This window comes from Halobacillus litoralis (assembly GCF_020171725.1).
GTDB lineage: Bacteria > Bacillota > Bacilli > Bacillales > Halobacillaceae > Halobacillus > Halobacillus litoralis_F.
In genome coordinates this window covers 172,362-195,918 of the sequence record NZ_JAIVAJ010000007.1, presented here as the reverse complement: position 1 = coordinate 195,918, position 23,557 = coordinate 172,362, and the positions used below count along the sequence as shown (strand labels likewise).

Annotated in this window: 23 protein-coding genes, 1 riboswitch and 1 other annotated feature (1 of these 25 running past the window's edge); of the genes, 12 read left to right on the top strand and 11 right to left on the bottom strand. The window is 48.2% G+C overall.

The window, feature by feature from the left end:
• The first annotated feature begins 144 nt into the window (after positions 1-144).
• Both LCM20_RS15445 and LCM20_RS15440 read left to right on the top strand, forming a co-directional pair.
• On the top strand, positions 145-975 hold the full coding sequence (locus LCM20_RS15445) for a GNAT family N-acetyltransferase (RefSeq protein ID WP_225196381.1): 831 nt from the start codon (positions 145-147) through the stop codon (positions 973-975).
• Positions 976-1,097: 122 nt separating this feature from the next.
• A complete protein-coding gene (locus LCM20_RS15440; RefSeq protein ID WP_225196380.1) occupies positions 1,098-1,613 on the top strand; it encodes a DinB family protein in 516 nt (171 codons plus the stop codon).
• 62 nt (positions 1,614-1,675) lie between these two features.
• On the opposite strand, the gene ppc is transcribed toward LCM20_RS15440, so the two are convergent.
• The gene (gene ppc / locus LCM20_RS15435; protein ID WP_225196498.1) at positions 1,676-4,438 is read right to left on the bottom strand and encodes a phosphoenolpyruvate carboxylase; all 2,763 of its coding nucleotides are present in this window, start codon (positions 4,436-4,438) and stop codon (positions 1,676-1,678) included.
• Positions 4,439-4,665: 227 nt separating this feature from the next.
• Positions 4,666-5,157: a GNAT family N-acetyltransferase gene (locus tag LCM20_RS15430; RefSeq protein WP_225196497.1), complete on the bottom strand. Its 492-nt coding sequence runs from the start codon at positions 5,155-5,157 to the stop codon at positions 4,666-4,668.
• A gap of 184 nt (positions 5,158-5,341) precedes the next feature.
• Between LCM20_RS15430 and LCM20_RS15425 the strand changes: the two genes are divergently transcribed.
• Positions 5,342-6,835: a Na+/H+ antiporter NhaC family protein gene (locus LCM20_RS15425; protein ID WP_225196379.1), complete on the top strand. Its 1,494-nt coding sequence runs from the start codon at positions 5,342-5,344 to the stop codon at positions 6,833-6,835.
• Positions 6,836-7,061: 226 nt separating this feature from the next.
• Here the strand turns inward: LCM20_RS15425 and LCM20_RS15420 are convergent, their stop codons facing one another.
• Positions 7,062-7,544 (bottom strand): DinB family protein, encoded by a 483-nt coding sequence (locus LCM20_RS15420; RefSeq protein ID WP_225196378.1) that lies wholly within the window; start codon positions 7,542-7,544, stop codon positions 7,062-7,064.
• A gap of 135 nt (positions 7,545-7,679) precedes the next feature.
• On the opposite strand from LCM20_RS15420, the gene LCM20_RS15415 reads away from it, so the two are divergent.
• The 6 genes from LCM20_RS15415 to eutH all read left to right on the top strand — a co-directional run bounded on the left by LCM20_RS15415 (position 7,680) and on the right by eutH (position 13,651).
• The gene (locus LCM20_RS15415; protein ID WP_225196377.1) at positions 7,680-8,369 is read left to right on the top strand and encodes an AIM24 family protein; all 690 of its coding nucleotides are present in this window, start codon (positions 7,680-7,682) and stop codon (positions 8,367-8,369) included.
• A 90-nt stretch (positions 8,370-8,459) separates the two neighbouring features.
• Complete coding sequence (locus LCM20_RS15410; protein ID WP_225196376.1) at positions 8,460-10,025, top strand: GAF domain-containing sensor histidine kinase; 1,566 nt, start codon at positions 8,460-8,462, stop codon at positions 10,023-10,025.
• Positions 9,997-10,641 (top strand): response regulator, encoded by a 645-nt coding sequence (locus LCM20_RS15405; protein ID WP_225196375.1) that lies wholly within the window; start codon positions 9,997-9,999, stop codon positions 10,639-10,641. The genes LCM20_RS15410 and LCM20_RS15405 overlap by 29 nt, the downstream gene beginning before the upstream one ends.
• A 149-nt stretch (positions 10,642-10,790) precedes the next feature.
• Positions 10,791-10,912, top strand: a riboswitch (SAM riboswitch).
• Positions 10,913-11,035: 123 nt separating this feature from the next.
• Positions 11,036-11,509 (top strand): peptide-methionine (S)-S-oxide reductase MsrA, encoded by a 474-nt coding sequence (gene msrA / locus LCM20_RS15400; RefSeq protein ID WP_225196374.1) that lies wholly within the window; start codon positions 11,036-11,038, stop codon positions 11,507-11,509.
• Positions 11,510-11,646: 137 nt separating this feature from the next.
• The gene (locus LCM20_RS15395) at positions 11,647-12,585 is read left to right on the top strand and encodes a DUF1835 domain-containing protein (RefSeq protein WP_225196373.1); all 939 of its coding nucleotides are present in this window, start codon (positions 11,647-11,649) and stop codon (positions 12,583-12,585) included.
• Positions 12,572-13,651, top strand: a complete 1,080-nt coding sequence (gene eutH / locus LCM20_RS15390; protein WP_225196372.1) for an ethanolamine utilization protein EutH — start codon at positions 12,572-12,574, stop codon at positions 13,649-13,651. Before LCM20_RS15395 ends, eutH begins: the two co-directional genes overlap by 14 nt.
• Before the next feature lie 386 nt (positions 13,652-14,037).
• Here eutH and LCM20_RS15385 read toward each other — a convergent pair whose 3' ends face one another.
• The gene (locus tag LCM20_RS15385) at positions 14,038-14,595 is read right to left on the bottom strand and encodes a DUF4256 domain-containing protein (protein ID WP_225196371.1); all 558 of its coding nucleotides are present in this window, start codon (positions 14,593-14,595) and stop codon (positions 14,038-14,040) included.
• 25 nt (positions 14,596-14,620) lie between these two features.
• The gene (locus tag LCM20_RS15380; protein ID WP_225196370.1) at positions 14,621-14,884 is read right to left on the bottom strand and encodes a DUF4190 domain-containing protein; all 264 of its coding nucleotides are present in this window, start codon (positions 14,882-14,884) and stop codon (positions 14,621-14,623) included.
• A gap of 112 nt (positions 14,885-14,996) precedes the next feature.
• Between LCM20_RS15380 and LCM20_RS15375 the strand changes: the two genes are divergently transcribed.
• Positions 14,997-15,899, top strand: a complete 903-nt coding sequence (locus tag LCM20_RS15375; protein WP_225196369.1) for a DMT family transporter — start codon at positions 14,997-14,999, stop codon at positions 15,897-15,899.
• On the opposite strand, the gene LCM20_RS15370 is transcribed toward LCM20_RS15375, so the two are convergent.
• Both LCM20_RS15370 and LCM20_RS15365 read right to left on the bottom strand, forming a co-directional pair.
• On the bottom strand, positions 15,900-16,421 hold the full coding sequence (locus tag LCM20_RS15370; protein WP_225196368.1) for a ribonuclease H-like YkuK family protein: 522 nt from the start codon (positions 16,419-16,421) through the stop codon (positions 15,900-15,902).
• Positions 16,422-16,437: 16 nt separating this feature from the next.
• Positions 16,438-17,151 carry a tryptophan-rich sensory protein gene (locus LCM20_RS15365; protein WP_225196367.1) on the bottom strand — a complete coding sequence of 238 codons (714 nt, stop codon included), beginning with the start codon at positions 17,149-17,151 and terminating at the stop codon, positions 16,438-16,440.
• Positions 17,152-17,268: 117 nt separating this feature from the next.
• Between LCM20_RS15365 and LCM20_RS15360 the strand changes: the two genes are divergently transcribed.
• Positions 17,269-17,889, top strand: a complete 621-nt coding sequence (locus LCM20_RS15360) for a CPBP family intramembrane glutamic endopeptidase (RefSeq protein ID WP_225196366.1) — start codon at positions 17,269-17,271, stop codon at positions 17,887-17,889.
• 31 nt (positions 17,890-17,920) lie between these two features.
• A complete protein-coding gene (locus tag LCM20_RS15355) occupies positions 17,921-19,024 on the top strand; it encodes an endonuclease (RefSeq protein ID WP_225196365.1) in 1,104 nt (367 codons plus the stop codon).
• Positions 19,025-19,102: 78 nt separating this feature from the next.
• Here the strand turns inward: LCM20_RS15355 and LCM20_RS15350 are convergent, their stop codons facing one another.
• The 4 genes from LCM20_RS15350 to argS all read right to left on the bottom strand — a co-directional run bounded on the left by LCM20_RS15350 (position 19,103) and on the right by argS (position 23,317).
• Positions 19,103-19,603: an isochorismatase family protein gene (locus tag LCM20_RS15350; RefSeq protein ID WP_225196364.1), complete on the bottom strand. Its 501-nt coding sequence runs from the start codon at positions 19,601-19,603 to the stop codon at positions 19,103-19,105.
• A 106-nt stretch (positions 19,604-19,709) separates the two neighbouring features.
• Positions 19,710-19,940, bottom strand: coding sequence for a hypothetical protein (locus tag LCM20_RS15345; protein ID WP_225196363.1), 231 nt, complete (start codon positions 19,938-19,940; stop codon positions 19,710-19,712).
• 109 nt (positions 19,941-20,049) lie between these two features.
• Positions 20,050-21,534: an MDR family MFS transporter gene (locus LCM20_RS15340; protein ID WP_225196362.1), complete on the bottom strand. Its 1,485-nt coding sequence runs from the start codon at positions 21,532-21,534 to the stop codon at positions 20,050-20,052.
• 100 nt (positions 21,535-21,634) lie between these two features.
• Complete coding sequence (argS, locus tag LCM20_RS15335; RefSeq protein ID WP_225196361.1) at positions 21,635-23,317, bottom strand: arginine--tRNA ligase; 1,683 nt, start codon at positions 23,315-23,317, stop codon at positions 21,635-21,637.
• A gap of 44 nt (positions 23,318-23,361) precedes the next feature.
• Positions 23,362-23,557 (bottom strand) — a binding site (T-box leader) (it continues 18 nt past the right edge of the window).

Sequence of the window (23,557 nt, the reverse complement as noted above, 5' to 3'; positions counted from 1 at the left end):
TGGGTGTGAAACTATTTTACTAAATATTCAGAAATTTACAAGAGAGGCGTGTACCTTTGATGGTGGGAATCTTCTTATTTTTGGAAACATTTTAGTAAATTTGTGTTACACTATATGAAAATCCAGAGGAAGGGAGAAACGTTGTTGATTGTCGAATTGGCAAAAGATGAGTTTTACCGTTGCACATCGTTGTTGGATCGCGCGAGAAGTATTGAAGTGAATGCTGTCATCAAAGGCAGTCATCCAGGACGTGTTTTTGTCGATGATCGATTCGAACCGAAAACAGCTCTGGTCTGGCTCGGAAATATAGGTAGGTCTTTTCTAGTCGGAGACGAACAGAATAAGAGCTTCAATGAGGGTTTGAACGATTTGATAGACGAACACATCAGCGAAGAAATCCAGGAAGATTTCGAGATTATGGGGCGGACGATCAAGTGGGACGAGCTGGCTGTTGACCTGTTCCGTCACAGGAGTGTGGGGAACTGGAAGCGGCAAGTCTATAAGCTGCATTCTCAAAACTATTTGGCAGAATCTGAACCGTTGCTGCCAGACGCCTATCAAGTACAGCCCTTAACAGCAGAGCGATTAAAAGCCTTCGATCAAGATGGCGCTGCACAAACCAAACTATTGAATTTCTGGCCCACCTTAGAAGCGTTTGAAGAGAAGGGGGTTGGAGTCGGAGTGTTTCACCAAGGTGAATTGGTCAGCTTCTGCTTTTCGACCGTTATATTTGAACGGACGCACGCCGTACATATGGAAACAAAAGAAGAATATAGAGGGAAGAACCTGGCTCAAGTTGCCGCTCATACCTACGTCAGAGCTTGCTTCGACAAGAACGTGATCCCGTACTGGGATTGCCGAGAAGAGGACTCCCCATCAATTGCTATCGCAGAATACATAGGCTTTACCAAGGTGTTTACATACACTGGATTCCGCTTTCCGTTGAAAGCATCAAAAAAGAGCAGTGCCTTTTAGGGGCGCTGCTCTTTTTGTATGTTCATCTATAGTATAGCATATCCAGATTGGAAAATTCAGTCTATTAATTTGTCCATCCAGCAACTAGTATAGAGGACATCACGAAAAAAGGAGCGCATCACATGATTGACTACCGAATTGTTGCACTGGAACCGTACGATCAAAAAGTAGGAGAGCTTGTTTCGATGTTGGAACATACGAGAGGCGTCACGCTTGAAGAGGTGAGAGACTTGTCTATCGACGAATTGGACGAGGTGCCGGAAGACGAAGGGAATTCGATCGGGGCGCTTCTGTTACATATGGCAGCGATTGAATTCGTGCATCAGCTCATTTCTTTTGAAAAGAGGGATGTAAATGAAGAAGAGTGGAAGGAATGGAAAGTGGCCCTTCAGCTCGGGGAAGAGGCAAGAAACTCAATTAAAGGCAACCCTCTTTCGTACTACCTCAAGACCTTAAATGATGTAAGGGAGAACACGTTGAAATACTTGTCGGACAAGCAGGATGACTGGCTGCTTGAAGAGGACCAGTGGGGGAATGGCGCCGCCTACAATCAGCGCTATCTTTGGTTCCATGTCTTCGAGGATGAAATCAATCACCGAGGTCAGATCAGAGTCTTGAAGCGCCGGCTGAGAACTTGAAAGAATCCTTCGCAGAATCAATCAAAAAAGCCACCCGCACTTGGGTGGCTTTTCAAAATCGATCAACCTGTATTACGAAGTCCTGCTGCAATACCGCTGATTGTCAGCAATACTTCCGTCAGTAAATCATCATGAGGGTCCTCAGAGCTTCGCAGTTCCTTGATCAGTTCGACCTGAAGGAAGTTCATCGGATCCACGTAAGGGTTACGAAGTCTGACAGATTCTTTGATTGTCGGCTGGTGATCCAGCAGTTCTTCGTCGCCTGTGATCTTCAGGAGGATATCTTTCGTCAAGTTATACTCGTTGACAATGGTCTGGAAAATACGCTCGCCGATTTCAGGGTCATTTACGAGTGCTGTGTATTCTTTAGCTGTTTGAATATCCGCTTTCGTAAGCGCCATCTGCAAGTTGTTGATGGTCGACCGGAAGAACGGCCAGTTTTCATACATATGTTGAAGCTGTTCCAGGTTCTCAGAGCTCTTCTCCGCATAGCTTGCCAGTCCTGAACCGGAAGCGAACCACGCTGGAATCAGCTGACGACTCTGCGTCCAAGCGAATACCCATGGAATCGCACGAAGGTTTTCAAACTTCGAACTGTCTTTACGTTTCATTGGGCGCGATCCGATATTCAGCTCGCTGATTTCTTTAAGTGGTGTGACTTCGTTGAAGTATGTCAGGAAGTCAGGGTCCTCGAAGACAAGGGACTGATATTTCTTCAAGGAAACATCAGAGATGTCTTCCATCGCTTTCTCCCACGTCTGCTCACGGTGGTGTGCCTGCTCGGACTCCTGCGAAATCTTCGCGGCCCCTTCAAGAAGCGTAGAAGCACCCTGCTCCAAGCTTCTGTAGGCGATGTCTCGAAGCAGATAACGGGAAGACAACACTTCACCCTGCTCGGTGATTTTCACACCTTCACCCAGCGTTTCTGCTGGTTGAGAAAGCAAGCTGCGGTTCAACGTACCGCCGCCTCGTCCTAGTGAACCACCACGACCGTGGAAGAACTTGAGGTTCACGTCGTATTGACGGGCCATATCATGGATTTCCTGCTGGGCTTTATATAGGCGCCAGTTGGCTGTTAACGTACCGCCGTCTTTACTACCGTCAGAGTAACCCAGCATGATTTCCTGGTGATTGGCACGCTTCGTCAAGTGCTTATTGTAGACGTCCATCTCGAATAAAGTCTTCAAGATTTCAGGTCCGGCCACTAAGTCGTCGACGGTCTCAAGAAGAGGCGCCACATTCAGGCTGCTCTCAACCGAACCGTCCGCATGAAGGCGGTAAATGCCGGCTTCCTTCGCAAGGACAAGCACTTCAAGCAGGTCACTGGCAGATTCGGTCATACTGATTAAGTACACTTCAATGGAACGCTTTCCGAATTCGAGATGCGCATTGCGGATCATGTGGAAGACGTTCAACATTTCCTGGGTCGACTCAGAATAGTCCTCATTCAGCAGGGAAATCGGACGAGGGTCCTTCAGTACCTGCTCGAGGATATGCAGCTTCTCGCGTTCTGAGCGTTCGCGATAATCGGATTCAATGCCGACCTTTTTCAAAAGTTCAGCAACAGCTGATTCGTGTTCACCACTGTGGTTACGGATATCTAATGTCGCTAAGTGGAATCCGAACAGCTCGACCTGGCGGATCAATTTACGCAGCTTCTTCAGTTCACGCTGGCTTGGCTGGTGCGTCGAAGCACTGGCTTTGATCTGGTTCAAGTCAGCAAGCAGCTCGTCTGCATGGCCATAACCGATGTCGGACTGCCCTACTTGGCGCAAGCGCTCAAGGATAATGGCGAATTTACGACGATAGATTTCTTTTTCAACGCGCCATTTCTTATCTTTTCCGATCCGTTTTTCGCCTTCCGTTACGGACTGGGTAAGCTCGTCCGTCACATTTACTTGTTTTGTGGAGTGGCTGAATCGTTTCATCAATTCAATGAGAACACCTTCATATTTTTCAAGAATCAGTTCGCGGTGCTTCTGGAGCGTTTCCCATGTCAGGTCCGGTGTTACGTTCGGGTTCCCGTCACGGTCTCCTCCGATCCATGAGCCGAAGCGAAGGAAGTTCGGAACCGTCCAATCTTCTCCCGGGTACGTCTCATCAAGTCGGACTTCTAATTCCTCATGTACATCTGGAAGTACGTCGAACAACGTCTGGTCGAAGTAATACAAGCCGTTGCGCACTTCATCCATCACCGTCGGCTTACGCTCGCGAAGCTCATCTGTCTGCCATAGGACTGTCACTTCATTTTGCAGACTCGCCTGCAGGCTTTCCCTCTCCCTCTTCGTTAATTGAGGGTGGTCAAGTCGTTTCAGGATCGTCGCAATCCGTTTCTGGATCTCGAGAACGGTACGCTTCGTCGCTTCCGTCGGGTGAGCCGTGATGATCAGCTCTAGTGATAAATGATCCAATACATTTTGAATGACGTCTTTAGAGAAGTCATTTTCTTTCAAATGATGGACGGCACTTTCAAGAGAGAAAGGCTGTGCTCCATGGTCCTCCCGAAGCTGGTATTCGCGTCTTCTGCGAATGCGGTGGTTTTGTTCTGCGATATTCACGAGGTGGAAATAAATTGAGAATGCGCGGATGACTTGAGAGCGCATAGGAGGCTGGAGGCTGTTTATCTCTTCTTTTAATTGATTGTAAGTCGTTTCATCCGGCTCGTTCCTTAGCTGCTTCGTCAGCGTACGGATGCTTTCGACTTTGTTTAATAGTTCTTCTCCACCATGATGGACGAGAATGTTCCCGAGCATTTCACCGAGAACACGAATGTCGTGTCTTAGGGGAGTTGTATGATCGTTCGTTTTAGATTGTGTTGTCACAATGTCACCTTCCTGTTATCTTCTATTTTTGTCGATTGAAAAAATAGCCCTATGTTTTCATAATATTATCAGAATTATTTGTATAGTCAAACGGAAGCACGTCTGATCAGACAGGGTTCACAAGGTTTCCACTCTATTCATCATGACAAAAAATGACGTATCGACAACGATGTAAGCGCTAACTAAAGGGGAGGTTTAATATTTTGAAAGCGCGGTTAATTTTGTCCGACCTAATCCGTTTCAAGGAGGCTCATTTCGACAAGGTTCCAATATTCATTTCCGATCCTCCGGTGGTCCCTGAGTAGACCATCTTGCTGAAATCCGATTCGTTCGTAGCAGCGGATGGCAGGCGTGTTGAAATCGAAAACGCCGAGCGTCACTTTATGAAGGTCCAATTCTTGAAAGGCGACATGAAGAACGGATCGAATCATGTGTTCAGCGATTCCTTTCCCTCGATAGTCGGGGTGGACGATGACTTTTCCAATCCGTGCCTGACGGTGCAGCTTGTCTATTTTTCCTAAAGCGATGTGTCCGACGATCTGCTGGGAGTCTTCTTTATCTTTCGCACTGAACAGTTTCTGGTTTTCCGTTTCCATATAATGCGTCCACTGTCCGGTGTCGAGTGGGTACTGGAAAGCGGGACCTGCCCACTGAAAAAGAGACGTCTCAGAGTCGATCCAGGATTCTATCAATCGTGCATCTTTCAAGGTGAAAGGAGTCATAGTAATCAAGGGTGCGAACCTCCTTTTTGGTGGTTCTATCATACAGGAATTCCCTGTTGCGGCGCACGTGATAAGCCTTCCACTTATTTACTTTAAAGAATTAAAGATTTCTGTTTATTTGTGACCGTTTACCGTGGTAGAGTATAGGGTATGCCATAGTCTGAATAGTTAGGGAGGGATTAAAGTGGCAGATCAAAAAAACAACGAAGAAATCAATGAAGCCGTTGGTGAAAAGTCAGTCGAATGGCTTCAGTTCCGCGGAGGTGTATTCACTGCGACAATCCCTTTGGTTTTCTTTATCATATGGGCCATCACATTAAGTGTCACGCAAATGGTGACAGAAGAAGCGTTAGTTTTAGGAATGGTCATCGGGATTGTACTCGGTCTGTTTTTTGTTAAATCGAAATGGGCGGATTATGCTCAAAGCTTGATTTCAGGAATGGCTCAGCCAGTCGGTGTCGTAGCCATCATTGCTTGGTTCTGGGCAGGAATGTTTGCTCAGCTGCTTTCAGCTGGTGGACTTGTCGACGGATTAATCTGGTTAGGGTTCCAGACAGGACTTGAGGGCGGCGCCTTTGTCGTCATAACGTTCCTATTATCTGCACTTTTCGCTACCGCTGTCGGTACAGGATACGGAACAGTTGCGACGTTCGGTCTTCTCATGTATCCAGCTGGTATCATTCTCGGGGCGGACCCCGTCATTTTACTTGCGGCGATCTTGAGTGGTGCCGTATTCGGAGATAACTTGGCACCTGTGTCCGATACGACGATCGTATCCGCTACAACACAGGAGGCGGACGTGCCGGGTGTTGTACGTTCCAGGTTTAAATATTCTGTAGCAGCTGCCATTCCAGCGATCATCTTATTCTTTATTACAGGAGGTGGCGGAGAGGAAGGAAGCCTCGAAGTCATCAATCAATTGCAGTCAGAAGTCTCTCCGGACGGACTACTAATGTTGATTCCGTTTGCCCTTGTTTTATACCTGGCGCTTAGCGGACAACATCTATTAACTTCGCTTTCATGGGGGATCGTTGCGTCCATCGGGCTTATTTTCTTAACAGGGACACCCCTTACAGAAGTCATTCATATCTATATGAATGAAGCAGGGGACCCGGTCATTGAAGGGGCTCTGATGAGCGGAATCTCCGGTTACTTCAATATGGCGATCCTCATTCTGTTCATCATGGCTTCTGCCTATCTTCTGGAAGTGGCCGGTACGATGGAAGTCATCAAGAACTTCTTCCTTCGTATTATTAAAAATGTGACGCGCCGTGCAGAGTTCTCGATGTTCGGGATTGTGGCCTTCCTGAACATGTTCATCACAATCAACACAGCAGCAGAGATTGCGGCTGCTCCGTTTGTGAGGAAACTTGGTAAGGAAATGAACATCCACCCGTACCGTCGTGCGAACTTCCTGGATACGGTGACGTCTTCACTCGGATATATTTTCCCTTGGAGTGCAGGTGTATTGATTGCCTGGACGACAATCCAAGGAGCTGCGGAACAGTACGAGTTCGTACCTGTCGTCAGCCCGATCGAAGTCTTCCCGTTCGTTTTCCAAGGATGGGGCTTACTCATTGTCATGTTCATCGCAGCGTGGACAGGCTGGGGGCTTCGTTACTCCGGAAAAAATGGAGAAGAAGTGAAGCCGGAAGACTATCATCAATCCAAGAAGTAAAAAAATCCCGCCTTGTGCGGGATTTTTTACATTTTGAAGAGAAAGTCTTATCGGTTCTTTGTTAGTAGGCAAAGCGGTGTTGGCGAAACAACTCGCTTTCCATGGGCGTCCGCCGCGGAAAGAGAGCTATTTTCCACACCACTGACCTCCACATTTGTAACAGAACCGTTCTCCATACTTTTTCAACAGTCTTTGTTTCAGTAAGGAACCACCTTCATCCTTTAGACTACAGCGCTTGTTTTACTTCTTTCATTTGATCCAGGTGACGGAGTTCGTGCCAGCCGATGAATTCGATCCATTGTTCTAAGTTCATGTCGCCGAATGCCGGGTGAGGGAAGGCGCGTGTCTTGAGCGTCTCTTCGTCTTTATTGTGGATGAGGAAAAGGGTGGCTTCGCGTGTCTTCTCAAGTCCGTCTTTCGCTTTTTCAATCGATGTGAATTCACCATTCGGCTGGACAGCTTCAGGTGCTTCGACTTTATAGCCGCGGTCTGTTGTGTTGTGGATCGGCTTGGATGTCGTCTCCTGGATGTCGCCTTCTTTGATCGCCCGGTTGATCTGATACACGACAAGCTGCTCCATCAAGTATAAATGCTCCAATACCTCTAAAATCGACCAGCGATCTTCTGCGGGCTTTTTCTTGGCCTCTTCATCGGATACGTTATTTACAAAGTCTAGTATTTGATTTCTTTTTTCATCTAATCCATACATATACGTGAACACCCTTCCTACAAGATTATAATTCGAGTCTACCCATTTCACCCATCCTGAAACATTTTCCAATTGAAAGGTTTTCATCTGATAGACTTACGATTAGAATAAAAGAAAAAGGTGAGGAGCGAAAGCATGAGCAACTATTCGATTCAACAATTCATACAACAAACGAAACAGGATGAGTCTGAGAACGACTATTTTGAGCTGGAGACACCGAGGATTCTTGAGGTCAATCTACTTGATCAAGTGTGGGCGAAGGCGGGCTCGATGATTTCCTATAATGGAGACATCAAGTTTGAACGAGAAGGGCTGCTGGAGCATGGAGTCGGCCGCCTGTTCAAAAAAGCGATGACAGGAGAAGGCAGTGCATTGATGAAGGCGACGGGACGTGGGCGCCTCTACTTAGCCGATCAAGGGAAGAAGATTACGATTTTCGACCTGGATAATGAAACGATCACGGTGAACGGCAACGACCTTCTCGCCTTTGAGCCGAGCGTGAACTGGGATATCAAGTTAATGAAGAAAGTGGCCGGTATGGTTTCTGGAGGGCTGTTCAATGTCACACTGAGCGGAAGCGGCCGTGTAGCCGTCACGTCTCACTATGAACCTCTTACCCTGCTTGTGAAACCAGGCGAGCCGGTCATCACGGATCCCCATGCTACCGTAGCTTGGTCCGGTCATCTCGAACCGGAGTTCAAAACGGACATCAGCTTCAAAACCTTCCTTGGCCGTGGAAGTGGGGAATCCATTCAAATGGAGTTCAGCGGAGAAGGGTTCGTCATTGTCCAGCCGTTTGAAGAAGGTCACGCCACGACGGAATAATTCAGACTAAAGTCGTAGAGAAGGTTCAACCTTTTTCTCGACTCGTGAAAAAGGAATCCTTCGTACAATGGAAGAAAGGAGGGGCGCGGCATGTTTACGAAACAAAACGAACTGCACACACTTCGGGTGATTGCGGAGACTTTGAACCAATCGAATGATATAGAGTTTATGATGCAGACGGTGCTCGAGAAGCTGCTCAACTTGACGCAGCTGCAGGCAGGGTGGATTTTTTTGACCGATCGAAGGGGTTCTTACACCTTGGCTGCCGATCATCGATTGCCACAAGCCCTGGCCCAACACGATAAGCGTCCGATGTGCCAGGGATCTTGTTACTGCTTGAATAAATATTGGAACGGTGAACTCAAGGACCCGATCAACATCATCGAGTGCAAGCGTCTGGACGAAGCGGTCCAGTTTTCGACTGGAGATACAGAAGGCATCACACACCATGCGACCATCCCACTCGTTGCGGGTGCAGAGCGGTTCGGGGTGTTGAACGTCGCCTCGCCGGGGAAAACGCATTTCGACGATGAGGAGCTGACCCTGCTGCAGTCTGTCGCTTATCAGATCGGAACTGCCATTAAACGGACGCGGCTTTATGATGCCAAGCAGCAGCGTGCCGATTATTTCGCCAAGCTGAATGATGTCGTCCGCTTACTGTGGAAAGCAGATGACCACGCCTCTCTTCTAAAAACAGCTGCTCAACGACTACGAGAGGCGTATCGGTTCCAATCGGTCTGCACCTTTACGAATGAAGGCGGAGAGCTCGTCCTCCGTTCCAGAGAAGGCGCCCCTTTAGAAAACGCCGCAGCTCAAGTAACAGAATCGTTCCGCCGGCAGGAGCGCATCCAGGAGAACCAGACCGTCTCCTTGCCTTTGACGGTGAAAGAGGAACGACTTGGCGTATTGCTTGTCAGAGCCGAACAAGAAATCAAGGATGTAGACATAGAAGTATTAGAAGCGATAACCGGCCACGTTTCGCTTGCGTACGAAGGCATTTCTGTTCAGGAAAAAAGGGCGGAAGTATTGTTGTATGAAGAGCGGAACAGACTGGCACGTGACTTGCACGATTCTGTGAATCAGAAGCTATTTTCCTTATCTCTTACAGCACGCGGAGCGAAAGAAATCGCACGTGACCACGAAGAAATGAAAGAGCTCCTGACCGAGATGCAGTCTCTGTCACAGGAATCGATGCGTGAAATGCGGTCGATGATCTGGCAGCTGAGACCGGTTGGTATTGAAGATGGGTTGTTGTCGGCGCTGAAGAAGTATGCGGTTCATCTGGGGATAAACGTTCACTTCGACGTAGAAGACATTCCTCATCTCTCTCACGCTGCACAGGAAGCGCTTTGGAGAATCAGTCAGGAGTCCATGAACAACATTCAGAAGCATGCGGGCTCAGGGGAGGCGTGGATGAAGCTTACCTCTGGTCCGGACGGTGTCCAACTGTTGGTGGAGGACCACGGAAGAGGCTTCGACCCAGAGGAGAAGACCTGTCGAACCCTTGGGCTGACCAGTATGAAGGAACGAGCTCAGCTGCTTGGAGGAACGCTTCAAGTGGATAGTGAAAAAGGGAAGGGAACAACAATCCACGTATTCATTCCCTGGGTGAAAAAGGAGGAGCACAATGGCCATACGCGTACTATTAGTCGATGATCACCTAGTTGTGCTTCGTGGACTGCGTTTTTTTCTGAACACCCAAGAAGATATCACCATTATAGGGGAAGCAGAGAACGGGGCAGAAGCGCTCAAAGCTGTGAACGACCTTCAGCCGGACGTCGTCTTAATGGATCTGATGATGCCGGTTATGGATGGAGTGGAAGCGACGAGAAAGGTGAAAGAGGAGAATCCTGAAGCCAAAGTGGTTGTGCTGACGAGTTTTTCAGATCAGGATCATGTCATCCCAGCCCTGCAAGCAGGTGCAATCGGCTATCAGTTGAAAGACGTAGAACCAGACCTACTGGTCGATACCATACGAAAAGCCGCTGAAGGTGAAAAGTATCTGCATCCGAAAGCAACGGATTTACTTCTCTCGGAAATGACGGTTGGAAAGGAAGCAGAGACGCCGCTCTATACGTTAACAAAAAGAGAGAAAGAAGTGTTGGAGCAGATTACGCTCGGCAAAAGCAACAAAGAAATCTCCAGCGATCTGTACATTACAGAGAAAACGGTCAAAACGCACGTAAGCAACATCTTAAGTAAGCTCGACGTCCATGACCGCACTCAGGCCGCCATCTATGCGATGAAGAATCGATTATTTGAAAAAGCGTGAATCGTCCATGCATGAGCGGCGTGATTGTGAATACAATGGAACAAAGAGAGCTGGATGTGCAGAAAATCTCGAAAAAACGAAGCACACTCCTTTACTTCGCTATAAAATCATAGTATAGTATGAACCATAATAAAAATCATAACGGAAACTTCTTATCCAGAGAGGCGGAGGGACTGGCCCTTTGATGCCCGGCAACCATCGAATCAATCCAAGGATTGACGAGAACGGTGCCAATTCCTGTAGAATGTGTGAGCATTCTAAGAGATGAGAGGATCGTACGGATATATCTTTACGACCCCTTTTCTTACTGGATAAGAAAAGGGGTCTTTTGGTTGCAGTCATGCACCGTAAGGCTCTCGGTAGAAGTTGCGTTAACAGAAGGGATAGATGACAAATGGCAACAGCTATTTTTGGAGCAGGATGTTTTTGGGGAGTAGAAGCATTCTTTGAAAGATTTGAAGGAATTACGGCGACTCGCGTCGGTTACACAGGTGGAAAGGTAGAAAGCCCATCCTATGAACAAGTGAAAACCGGAAAGACAGGCCACGCAGAAGCGATTCGACTGGAATACGATCCAAGCGTCATCACGTACGCGGAACTCGTCAATATTTTCTTCGAAGCTCATGATCCAACGTCCCGCAACAAGCAGGGGATTGACGTTGGACATCAATACCGCTCTGCCATCTTCTATAAAGATGCAAGCCAGAAATACATTGCAGAAGAAAAAATCAAAGAATGGGACGCAAAAGGCATCTTCAAGCGCCCAATCGTCACAGAAGTCACAGCGGCTTCTACGTTCTACGAAGCAGAAGAATACCACCAGAAATACATTCATAAAAATGGTTCCGTTGCATGCGGAATCAGCTGATCGAGAGAGCTTCCACAATTGGAGGCTCTTTTTTATGGTTATGGTTGAAAAACGAAAAAATAGAGAAAAAGCAGGAATTACAACAGAAAACATCGAAGAAAACCATAAAAAGAACCGTACGAACAGGAGGGATGGTCATGATTCATATCGTCAATGGCGATGCTGTCGGGGAACGACTGAGCGTTGAAGGAGAAGTCATCGTGTGGTGCGAAATGTACGATTGGGGACCGCTCAATCACGAATGGCATCACAATGACCTGATCGGGCGGAGGGCTGCCTTTTTTGAAGAAGCTCTGGAACTGCCCTCTCCATTATTTATCCAGACAAGTAAAGAACAATTACATGCCCTCCACAACATCCCACCGGAGGAAGAAGTCGTACTCTGGTTCGAACACGACCGCTATGATCAAACGATGCTCATGTTCCTGATCCACGAACTATCCAAACGAGCGCTCAACCTATCCATGGTTACGCTCGATGCCCATCCGTCTGCCGATCCATTCTATGGAATGGGACAGCTCGACGATGACCACCTGAACGACTTAATCAAAACAAAGCAGACGGTAACACCGGAACAAGTGGAAGAAGCGGTCCGAGGCTGGAGGGCCTACGCATCCCCGTCCGTTAAAGGAGTGGAGAAATGGGTCCGGGAGTCCCCTCACCCGCTTCCATACTTGAAGGAAGCGATGAACGCTCATTTGGACTATTTCCCTGACCGCGACACAGGCGTCAATCGTGTCGAAAAGGACGTTTTGTCTTTCTTGAACGGAAACATTCGCACCTTCAAGGAAGTCCATCAATTCCTTCGCGAGAATCGGATCCGTGATGGCATCAGCGATTTATACGCTTCTCATATCCTTCGTCAAATCGATCTGCTCTTGGAGAGGGATGGACCACTACCGAACTTCAATACCCCTGAGCGAAATCCGGAGATCACGTTAAGCCAGTTAGGACAGCGTGTTCTTCAAGGAGAAGTGAGTCGGATCGCCGCTTGTGGGATCGACACGTGGGTAGGAGGCGTGCGTTTATTTTCGAAGAAACGTGACATCAAGGAGAACGCTTATGTGGATCAATAATGCCTTACTCATCATCATGTGCTTTTTTATGGTGCTTGGTGCCCTCGACTATTACGTATTCAACCACCGACTGTCTCTAGGGTGGCGATTTTACGAAGCGTTTATGATGATGGGCTCGCTAGCGCTTTCAATGGTCGGCATCATTTCCCTAGCGCCTGTGCTGTCAACGGTTCTCGCGCCCGTCATCACACCACTCTATGATTGGTTCGGAGCAGACCCTTCGATGTTCGCCTCGACCCTGCTCGCAATAGACATGGGGGCCTATTCGCTCTCGCAGTCGCTCGCTTCGACAGAAGAAGCAGCGATTTTTTCTTGGGCTTTTCTAGGTACGATGATGGGTCCGACCCTTGTCTTCACCATTCCCGTAGCGCTGTCGGTCATTCAAAAAAAGGATCAGCCTTACTTTGCCAAAGGCATCCTGATCGGCTTGATGACGATTCCGATCGGATGTCTCGTCGGGGGCGCATTAGCCGGTTACGAATGGTTATGGATGCTTCGCAACTTGATGCCGACTTTCCTGCTTTCACTCTTGATCGCTTTCGGACTCATTTTCTTTTCCCGCGTTACGATCCAGCTGTTTGCGAAGTTTGGAAAAGGAATCGAACTCATCATCATTGCAGGGCTGATCGCGATCATTATCGAGACCTTGACCGGGTTCACCGTGATTCCCGGGATGGCGCCGATTTCAGAGGGAATGGTGATCGTCGGTCAAATCACCATTACATTGGCGGGCGCTTACCCGCTGATTGCTTTCATTAACCAGAAAACAGAAAAGCCGCTGCTCCGTATCGGGAAGAAGCTCGGGGTGAACGGCAAAGCCATTACAGGGTTGGTCGCTTCACTCGCCCACCATTTACCTATGCTTGCGACGATGAAAGAAATGGATGCGAGGGGAAAGGTGATGAATGCGGCATTCGCCGTCAGCGGAGCCTTTGTCGTCGGCAGTCACTTTGCTTTCGTGGCAGGGGTGGAGAAGAGTATGATTCTCCCGGTCATCGTCGGCAAACTAACAGCAGGCTGCCTCGCCGTACTCCTGGCCTTACTCATTCAGAAGCCGGAGAATTGAGAGTTAGTAAACCAATATAAAAGGCATGGAGCGCACTAGACGCACCATGCCTTCAGATTGCCAGAGAAAGTCCTATCGGTTCTTTCAAAGTTTGAGAAACGGTGTTGGCGAAACAACTCGCTTTCCGTGGGCGTCCGCCGAGTCTCCTCGCTCCCTTCGGTCGCTGCGGGGCCTCATCTGTACTCTGCTCCCACAGGAGTCTCGCTGTTTCGCCAACACCTTTATGAGGTGGAGGCGGAACCTCTTATGCTGCCAACTGAAAAAGCTATGTTGGCACGGAATGAAGTTCGTCTTTCCTCATCCTAGCTCGGTTCTGTTCCCACTACTTTCCACCCCGCTGGTCCACTCACTTGTAACAGAACCGTACTCCATACTTTTTATGACCTTTAAATTAAAATCGATCCGCGGAAGCCTCTGGCTGCGTAATAGGATTCCGCACCGTTGTGGTAGATAAACACATGTCCGAACCGGTAATCTCCGAACAAGGCGCCACCGAGCTCTCTAATATCGGAAGGGGTATGTACCCAGCTTGATGTTTTCTGATCGAACGGACCGAGCGTCTGAAGCTTGCGGTACTGCTCTTCGGTCAGCATCTCGATCCCCATTGATGCAGCTAAATCTACAGCGCTGTTCTCAGGCTTGTACTTCTTGCGTGACTCCAGCGCTTCACGGTCATAGCAGACACTTCTTCTGCCTTTGGGGCTTTCCTTCGAGCAGTCGACAAACCAGTATGCCTGTTGTGACTCTTCGTAGCCGACGACATCGGGTTCGCCTCCTGTCTGCTCCATTTCGTGAAGGGACCATAGTTTTTCCGGCTGTTGGTCGAGATTAGCTTCGACAGACGACCATTCCATCCCTTCGTGCCGTTCAGAGTGCTTCTCAAAACGTTTCTTCAATGTTTCCACGAGTTCGTTTCTTTCTTCAGCGGACAACTCTCTTGCCATTTATACTCCTCCTTATATCGGTTGTTTAAGGGAAGATCTGATGGAACGATGAGAACAAGAAGTAACTGATCAATGCGATGATGAAGATGACCCCTTGAATGGCGAGCCCGATCGCACTGCACGTTTTACCGGCGAGAGCATACGTGCGCCCGTCTTCTCCGGTCACTTCTATTTCCTTCAATCCACGGTTTGCATATAGAATCCCCATGATTCCGAGTATCATGCCCACGAGCGGAATGAAGATCGACATGATTCCGACAATGAATGATGTCATCGCTTTGCTGTTCATCACGTAATCCCCCTTGAATCTTTCCAAGTAAATCCCAATAAAAGATACCTTTCTCTGTCTATACGATTTATAATGGGAAAAGGATTCATTTTTTCAGGAAGAAGGTTTTCAGATGAACAAATATACGGCGCTTATTGGACTGAGTTTCATATGGGGCCTTTCCTTCGTTTTTATAAAATATTTAGTCGAACCTGCCGGGGTGTGGGGGACCGTCTTTCTCCGCTGCTCTGCTGGAGCCCTTGTGCTTGTGCCGTTCGTTTGGAAAAAGAGAGAAGAAATGAAAAATGGCCTTCCTTGGAAGGCGCTGCTTCTGGTCGGTATCTTTAATGCCGGAGTGCCCTGGGGATTGATTGCGCTGAGCGAAACACAGATCAACAGCAGCACAGCCGCTGTACTGAATGCTCTTACACCCATCTGCACGGCACTGATCGGCTTCGCTTTTTTCTCAGTCGTCCTGAAGAAACAGCAGTGGGCGGGGGTGCTCCTCGGATTCGTAGGTGTGCTGGCGATTATCGATTTTCAAGTCGGGGCGCTGTTCACTAATAACTTGGTCGGGATCGGAACGATGGTTGCGGCTACCGTTTGCTACGGGTTCGCTTCTCAGTACACGAAGCGTCATTTGCAGCATACAGGCATTCTCGTTGTCGCAACGGCAACGTTACTGGTTGGTGCTGGGGTCGGACTGCTGGGAATGCTCGTTTCGGGAAATGGGTTATCCTCAGCTTTAATCACCGATCCTTACGCCGTCATTTCTGTCGTTGGACTTGGATGTCTAGGCTCAGGAGTCGCTCATCTATTATTTTTCTATATGGTCAAAGAAGGGAGTGCGGAGTTTGCGACCTCCGTCACGTACCTGATTCCGCTGACTGCGATGGTGTGGGGATATGTATTACTCGATGAGCCCGTTTCCGGCCATCTGATTTCCGGACTCCTTCTCATTTTTATCGGAGTCTTTCTTGCAACCCGCGGAAAAAAAGCCTTCGCACCAGTCGGGAAGGCAAGAAAAGTCAGTTGATTATTTGGTGAAACGGTTGGCGTAACTGCTCGCGACAATCGAATCGGGTTTGATTTTCGGTTCCATCCCTAGAGATTCAATGCGGGCTGCCATTTCATTTACAAATAATCTTGTCCGGTTCCGTTCACCTGCACCGATATCAATGTGACCTTCGATACTGAACGTCGCCCCTTTGTAGATATGCGGGAGAATGATGTCGATCAATTCTCCCTTGTGCGCTTCTGAAAAAAGGGTTGCGACTTCTTCCGTAAGAGACGTTTCATAGGATATTCGTTCGTGCAGTGTTGTCATCTGCCTGTTGACGATTTCTTTTCGGTAACAGGCCCAGGCTCCTTTGCCGATCCTCTGAATGACGACACCAGTAATGAAGCGGGTATAGGTTGGGTGAACTTGAGAATCGGTCCCAAGCATCAGTTTGTATTCGCCGATTGGCTCATGCTGCATAAAGGTTCTGATATGATCAAATACTTGCTCAAATTCCATATCTTTATGGGAAAGGTTTTGGAATTTTATCGCACTCATCGTCTTTTCACTCTCCTTAAGCTGCTTTCTTACGTACTATATTAGATTTAAATAATCGGAAGAACGTGACAAATAAAAGAATGATAACAAACCCTGCTGTAATGAACCGGATCAGCTCGTTTGTCTGGTAGGCGAAAATCGCGCCATATCCCCATACAAACACGAGCGGGTAGACGGCATCGTTTTGGGCGAATGAGAAGGCGATGGCAATCAGGCCTCCAAGGGTCAGCATAATGACGGACCAGCCGAGCTCACCGATTCCGAACAATTCGGTGATTCCGTTCGCCTTCAGTACAACGAATGCGTCCACAATGGTCGCAATGGATGTCCAACCTAAGTAAAGAGAGAAGGGAATCCGCTGCCAAACCGTCGGCGCGGTCATTTGCTGGTTCGTGTACACGACACATAGAGTGACGAGCGAGAGGGAGAGAAAGAGTATCGATGGTGTCGTCCCGAGGATCACGGACGTCCCGGACAGGATCATCGTAATCGGAAACCAGAATCCGATCTTCTGGATCTGCTCATTTAACGATTCATCTGCAAAAAAAGATTTCATGATATAGAGGAATAAAAGAAGGTAGATGAGGCCCCAAATGGAAAAGGCGAAAGGCGCGGGCATGACGAGCACCATATCATTCGGGTTGTAAAAGTCGCCGGCTAAAAATAATGAGGTCACCAGTAGATACATATAGCTCGCCAAATTGAATAGTTTCAATCCCAGTAAACCCATGTTGTCCACTCTCCATCTCTGTTGTATTTACTTTTCCCGTTTGTAAGAGCCCCTATGCAGGGGAGCTGGTACATTTTATGTGAGGATAGAAGATTCATGACAAAAGGGGGGATATTCGTGAAAAATATCATCTATTTGCTGGGGCCGACCGTGATGATTTTCATAGGGTTGTACGTCTTCTCCAGCGTGCCGGTCACCTTCGTTTTGTTTTATGGGTGGCTCACTGTGTTCTGCCTTTTACATAGAAAAGAAGTGGGATCTTTCTCCATGACGAAGTCCGAATGGCTTGTCGGGATCGGATCCGGTGTACTGTTTTATATCTCCATCTTTGCGGGGGTCTTCGTGTTTCAGGATCATGTTACCGACTTTGAGGAAGTCCGGGTCTTAACAGAAGAGTGGGGATTCACGGGTTGGGGACTTGTGCTCGTTCTGATTATGATCAATCCTTTCCTTGAAGAGGTGTACTGGCGAGGTGTGATGCTGATGAGGCTGAAAAGGGAAGGAACAGAAACACGTGCCATCGTCACGACTGCATTCTATTATTCGTTGTATCATATTCTCTCGATGGTGCTCCTGTTTACTTGGCCGCTGAACGTCGTTCTCGTTCTGCCAGTATTCGCAGCCGGGTTATTCTGGGCGTATATCCGGCTGAGAACAGGCTCCTTAGTCGGTGTCATCATCAGTCATCTTCTGGCGGATGCCGGGATTATGAGTATTTATTGGTTCTTTGTACGGTAAAACTTACATCACGAAAAAGGAGAGGGCAACAATGAAGAAACAACTGACAGGATGGATCATCCTTTTATTGCTGATGACAGCCTGTACATCATCCCCGACGTTCACTTCAGTACAGGAAGTGAAAAAGGCGGAAGAGGGAACAGAACAGACGATCCAGGGCTATATCGTCGGTGTTCCGACACAGGTCGAGCATGTCGAGACGAAGGATTTCTCCAGTGATTACGCTTTAGCTTTAGCGGATCAGAAGGGGACGACAAATCTTGACGAAATGGTTTTTGTGCAGCTGAAATCGGAGTACCGACAGGAATTCGGCCTCATGAGTAATCCAGACTTGATGGGGGCGACGATTGCTGTGTCTGGGGTGAAAGAACCCTATTTCAGTCACGATGGGATGAAGCAGGTGTCCAAGGTGAGCCTGCAATCCACCCAAACGCAAACGGAAGAGGAGGGAGGCGAGGATTACTATCAAGTGACAGAAGGCCTTACAGGGGAAGCTTTGAAAAATAAGCTGAATGACCTGATTGATGCTCATACCGAACTCTCCTATGACGATGTGTGGAATGCGCTCAGGGAACTGGACGAAAATCCCGAGAAAAAAGGAGACGTTCTGCTGCTTTATTCAGGGAAATCCCTATCTAAAGACGCAAATGGAGGGGATGTGGATGAGTGGAACAGGGAGCACGTATGGCCGAAGTCGCACGGTGATTTCGGAACTGCGATGGGACCTGGAACAGACCTTCACCACCTGAAGCCGACCGATATGACCATCAACTCTTCCCGGAACAACCTCGATTTCGATAATGGCGGAGAGCCTCAAGGAGAGGCAGCCGGTACGTTCTCCGATCAAGATTCATGGGAGCCCCGTGATGAAGTGAAAGGCGATGTCGCCCGGATGGTCTTTTACATGGCGGTCCGATATGAGGGGGAACGGGACGGAGAGCCTGACTTAGAGCTTGTGGACCGTGTCGAAACCGACGGGCCCGCGCTCGGGAAGCAGTCGACGTTACTGCAGTGGCACAAGCAGGACCCTGTAAGCGAACCAGAAATCCGTCGCAATGACCTCATTTTCACCAAGTATCAAGGCAACCGCAACCCGTTTATCGATCATCCTGAATTTGTCGAGAAGATATGGTAAAAAGAGCAGCGGGGTGGGAAACGACAGACGATCCTTGAAGGATTCAGGTCGTTTTCCACCCCGTTTTATGTATTTTCATTATTTTTTCACTTCCGCTGTACCTGACCAGCTTAGGACCGTTCCGATGAAGTTTTTGATATCGAGTCCTTTCATGTTGTAAGTATCCTCATCGTTCACAGTAGCAGTTGCCTCTTCCATCAATGTCACCTCATAACCGCGATCGAATGCAGCAATCGCTGTGAACAGACAGCAGAACTCTGTGTTGAAACCGGTGATGGTCACCTGATCCACGTCTTGCTGCTTCAGTAGGTCGTCCAGGTCGGTTTGGTAAAAAGAGCTTGGCGTCTCCTTTTCAAGTACAGGCACATCATAGTGTAGAAGTCTCTCATCTAGTTCGACTTCATCCCCGTATCTGTAAAACTCACTTTCCTCATCTTCATCCACGTGCTTCATGAATACAACGGGCTTATGGTCACGTTGATAAGATTCAATGAGTTCTACTATTTTATCCAGTTGGTTTGAAAAATCTCCTTGCTCGACGAGTGCTTTCTGTACATCAATGACTAATAAAGCTTTCATCTTTTATACCTCCTCATGCTTCTATCGTAGCACGAAGGGAGCATAACAAAAAGACGCTGGACAAAGCGCAGATAGGCATCGTCCAGCGACAGGATATAATGTTGAGTTAGAACCATACAAATAGAGAAATAAGAACAGTTAAGAGAACAAAGAACACACCATAGATCACGACGAGAAGCGGGATGTTGGATGGTTGGTTCTCGGCCATCAGCTGACGGATATCATCTTCAGCGGAGGAAGCGCTTTGCAGCTTTGTCTGATTCATAGCAATCGCAAAAGTGCTCACCAAAGCGAACAAACTGACCACGATAATGATCCCCATATAAATCGAACCCACGTTGATCTCCTCCTAAAATCAGGTTAGTTTCTTATACCCTGTAAGGTAGGAAGAAAACAGAAAAATAAGAGTAAAAAGCTGCCCTCATAGAGGACAGCTTTTGGAGTGTTTACATGGATTCTGCAACTTCTTGTTGTTCATCATTGTTTTCTTTTTCAGGCGTCGCTCTCTTGATGAACAAGGAAACGATGAAGCCGATTGCGGTAATGAAGAAGGCGATCAGGTAGACGAATTCGACTCCGACTACAGTCGCTTGCGACATCGCGGCTTCGCTCGCTGCGTTATCAGCCTGACTCAAGTACGCTTGTTGTCTGCTCGTCAGCAGGCTGATGAACACGGCCACCCCTATTGCACCGGAAACAGGTTGAAGCGTGTTCATGATCGCTGTTCCGTGCGGATATAACTTTTTCGGAAGCTGGTTCAGTCCGTTCGTTTGCGCCGGCATCATAATGGCTGAGATCGACAGCATGATGAACATGTAGCTTAGCACCATCTGCCAGATCGGCGTATCGGCTGTCACCCGGCTTAAGCTGAACATCGTCGCTGTCAGTATTCCTGCAGCCGGGATGATCATCACTCGTGGTCCGAATTTATCGAACAGTTTCCCCATGACAGGAGAAAGCAGTCCATTCAACAGTGCTCCCGGAAGAAGAATCATTCCGGCCGTTTGAGGAGACAAGGCTAACGGCCCCTGCATGAACATCGGCAGGATGATTTCAGACGAGAACATCGCCATGATCAAGATGATGAAAAGGACGACGGCAATCGAGTACATCGGGAATTTAAATACGCGTACATCGAGAAGCGGCTCTTCTAATTTAAGCTGGCGGAATGTGAAGAAGACCAGACTGATGAGACCCGCAATAAGCAAGGTGAGCACTCCTGGATCCAATAGGCTGGAGTCCCCTTTACCGGCTAGGCTGAATCCTAATACAATGCCACCGAATCCTAAGGTTGAAAGAGCGATGGATAAGATGTCTACTTTCGGTTTTGTCACTTCCCCGACATTACGCAGGTACTTCCAGCCGAATAGGATGGAAAACAGGGCGAACGGAATGACGGTAATGAACAAGAACCTCCACCCCAGATTATCTACAATCACACCAGACAGCGTTGGGCCGATCGCGGGTGCGAACATAATGACAAGTCCGACCATCCCCATCACACCTCCGCGTCGTTCAGGAGGGAAGATCAACAGGAATGTGTTGAAGATAATCGGGATCAACAGCCCTGTTCCGACGGCCTGAAGCAAGCGTCCGGTCAGCAGAACGCCGAAGTTCGGCGCCACCGCACAGACCACTGTCCCTACCGTGAAGATGGTCATCGTCCCGAGAAACATCTGTCTCGTCGTGTAGGTCTGCAGCAATAGCGCGGAAACCGGAATCAAGATTCCCATAACGAGCAGGAAGCCCGTCACCATCCACTGTACGACAGGTTCAGGGATGTCGAATACATCCATTAATGTCGTTAGAGCAATATTTAATAATGTCTCATTTAAAATAGCAAAAAAAGCACCAATGATCAGTGAAAACATAATCGGCTTCACTTTGAAATTCGGATCGTCGGCTAAGTACTCATAGTTGGTGTCACTCATATATTTATACTCCCTTTCTTTAAATGTCCACAAGTATCTATTATATAGATGAAAAGCGGGAGATGTAAGAGATATGCCACCCTTTTACATACTTTTTTGCTTACATATTTTCAGGCGCTTCGATCCCTAAGAGGGAAAGCCCTTCGTTCAGTATAACCTGGACGGCATAGATCAATGTAAGGCGGCCTTTTTCCTGATCGCTGCCCAACACTTGAGTGTGCGCATAGTATTGGTTGAATGATTTGGCGAGATCAAGTAGGTACTTCGCCAATTTCGACGGGTCATAGGCTTGGTAAGATTCCTGTATGACATGCGGGAAAGAACGAACGTGTTTGACAACGCCCCACGCCTGTTCATCACTCAGTTCCACTTCCGCATGTTCCAGTTCAAATCCGGCTTTCTTCAATAAAGAGAGTGTACGGACATGGGTGTATTGTACATAAGGACCTGTATGGCCTTCGAACGAGAGCATTTCATCTAGAGAGAACTCAACGTCGTTGGTACGGTTATGTTTCAGGTCATGGAAAATGACAGCGCCGACGCCGACTTGACGAGCCACTTGGTCTCGTTCTTCAAGACCTGGATTTTTCTCAGCAATATTCGCCCCTGCACGTTCGATGGCTTCCTGCAGCACTTCTTCAAGAAGAACTGTCTTTCCGGCGCGTGTCGACATCTTCTTTCCATCTTTCAAAATCATTCCGAATGGCACGTGGTGCATGTTGGCTGCCCACGGAAGGTCCATTTTGTCTAAGACGTGCTTCACTTGCTGGAAGTGGAGGGTCTGCTCATGACCGACGAGATACAGCGCCTCTGAAAACGAGTACGTGTTGTAACGGTCGACTGCCGCTGCAAGGTCGCGTGTCGCATACGTCGTGGTTCCGTTACTCTTGCGAACTAAGCAAGGTGGTAGCCCCTCCTCATCAAGACGCACAACCTGGGCACCATCTGATTCTTCTAACCACCCTTTTTGTTTAATGTCCTCGATGATGGGATCCATCTTATCGTTATAGTAAGCTTCTCCACGCGTCAGATCGAACTCGACTCCGAGAAGGTCATAAATACGGTCGAATTCAACTAAGGAGACGTCTTTGAACCAACTCCACAACGCGACGACTTCTTCGTCACCGTCTTCAAGCTTTTTGAAGTAGCTGCGTCCTTCGTCAATAAGAGAAGGATTCGTTTCGGCTTCTTCGTGAAACTTCACATATATGCGTGTGAGCTCCGTCAAAGGATCCTCCTTGATGGCTTGATCATCTCCCCAGTGGGTATAAGCAGCGACTAACTTCCCGAACTGGGTTCCGTAATCGCCGACATAATTGATTTTGACGGTTTCGTATCCGCACTTCTCAGCAAGGTGACTGATGGTGTTGCCGATGATGGTCGAACGCAGATGTCCCATCGAGAACGGTTTGGCGATGTTAGGGGATGACAGATCAAGCACGACGGTTTTCCCTTCGCCAATCGTATGCGCGCCATAGTTCTCTCCATTAGAAAGGACTTCCTTTAATGTATGGGAAGTGAAGAAATCCTGGTCGAGGAACAGGTTCACGTATCCTCCTTTGGCTTCTGCTTTCGAAATGTGTGGATGGTTGATCTTGGACGCTAACTCTTCCGCAATGCTTTGTGGGCTTTTGCGGAACGTCTTCGCCAATTGAAAGCAGGGGAAGGCCAGGTCCCCGAATGAATCCTTTTTAGGAACTTCAATCAACGCGTGTATCCATTCACGTGAGAACTCCTCACCTAGTAAATGCGCAATTTGCAGTGCTGTTACATGTTTCTCCATTAGAATGCCTCCTTTTTTTCATACAAAAAACCTCGTCTCTACAATGAAGAGACGAGGTTAGACCCGCGGTACCACTCTTGTGGCTGAAAAACAATCAGCCGCTCAACGTTGATAACGGGGAAACACCCCGGCCATTCCTACTCATCTTCAGAAGGGCTTCTCAAAAGTCCGGTTCACCGACAGAAGGACTATCAGGCTCACACCAACCCTGACTCGCTGCAGTCTTCTGTCCGCTACTCT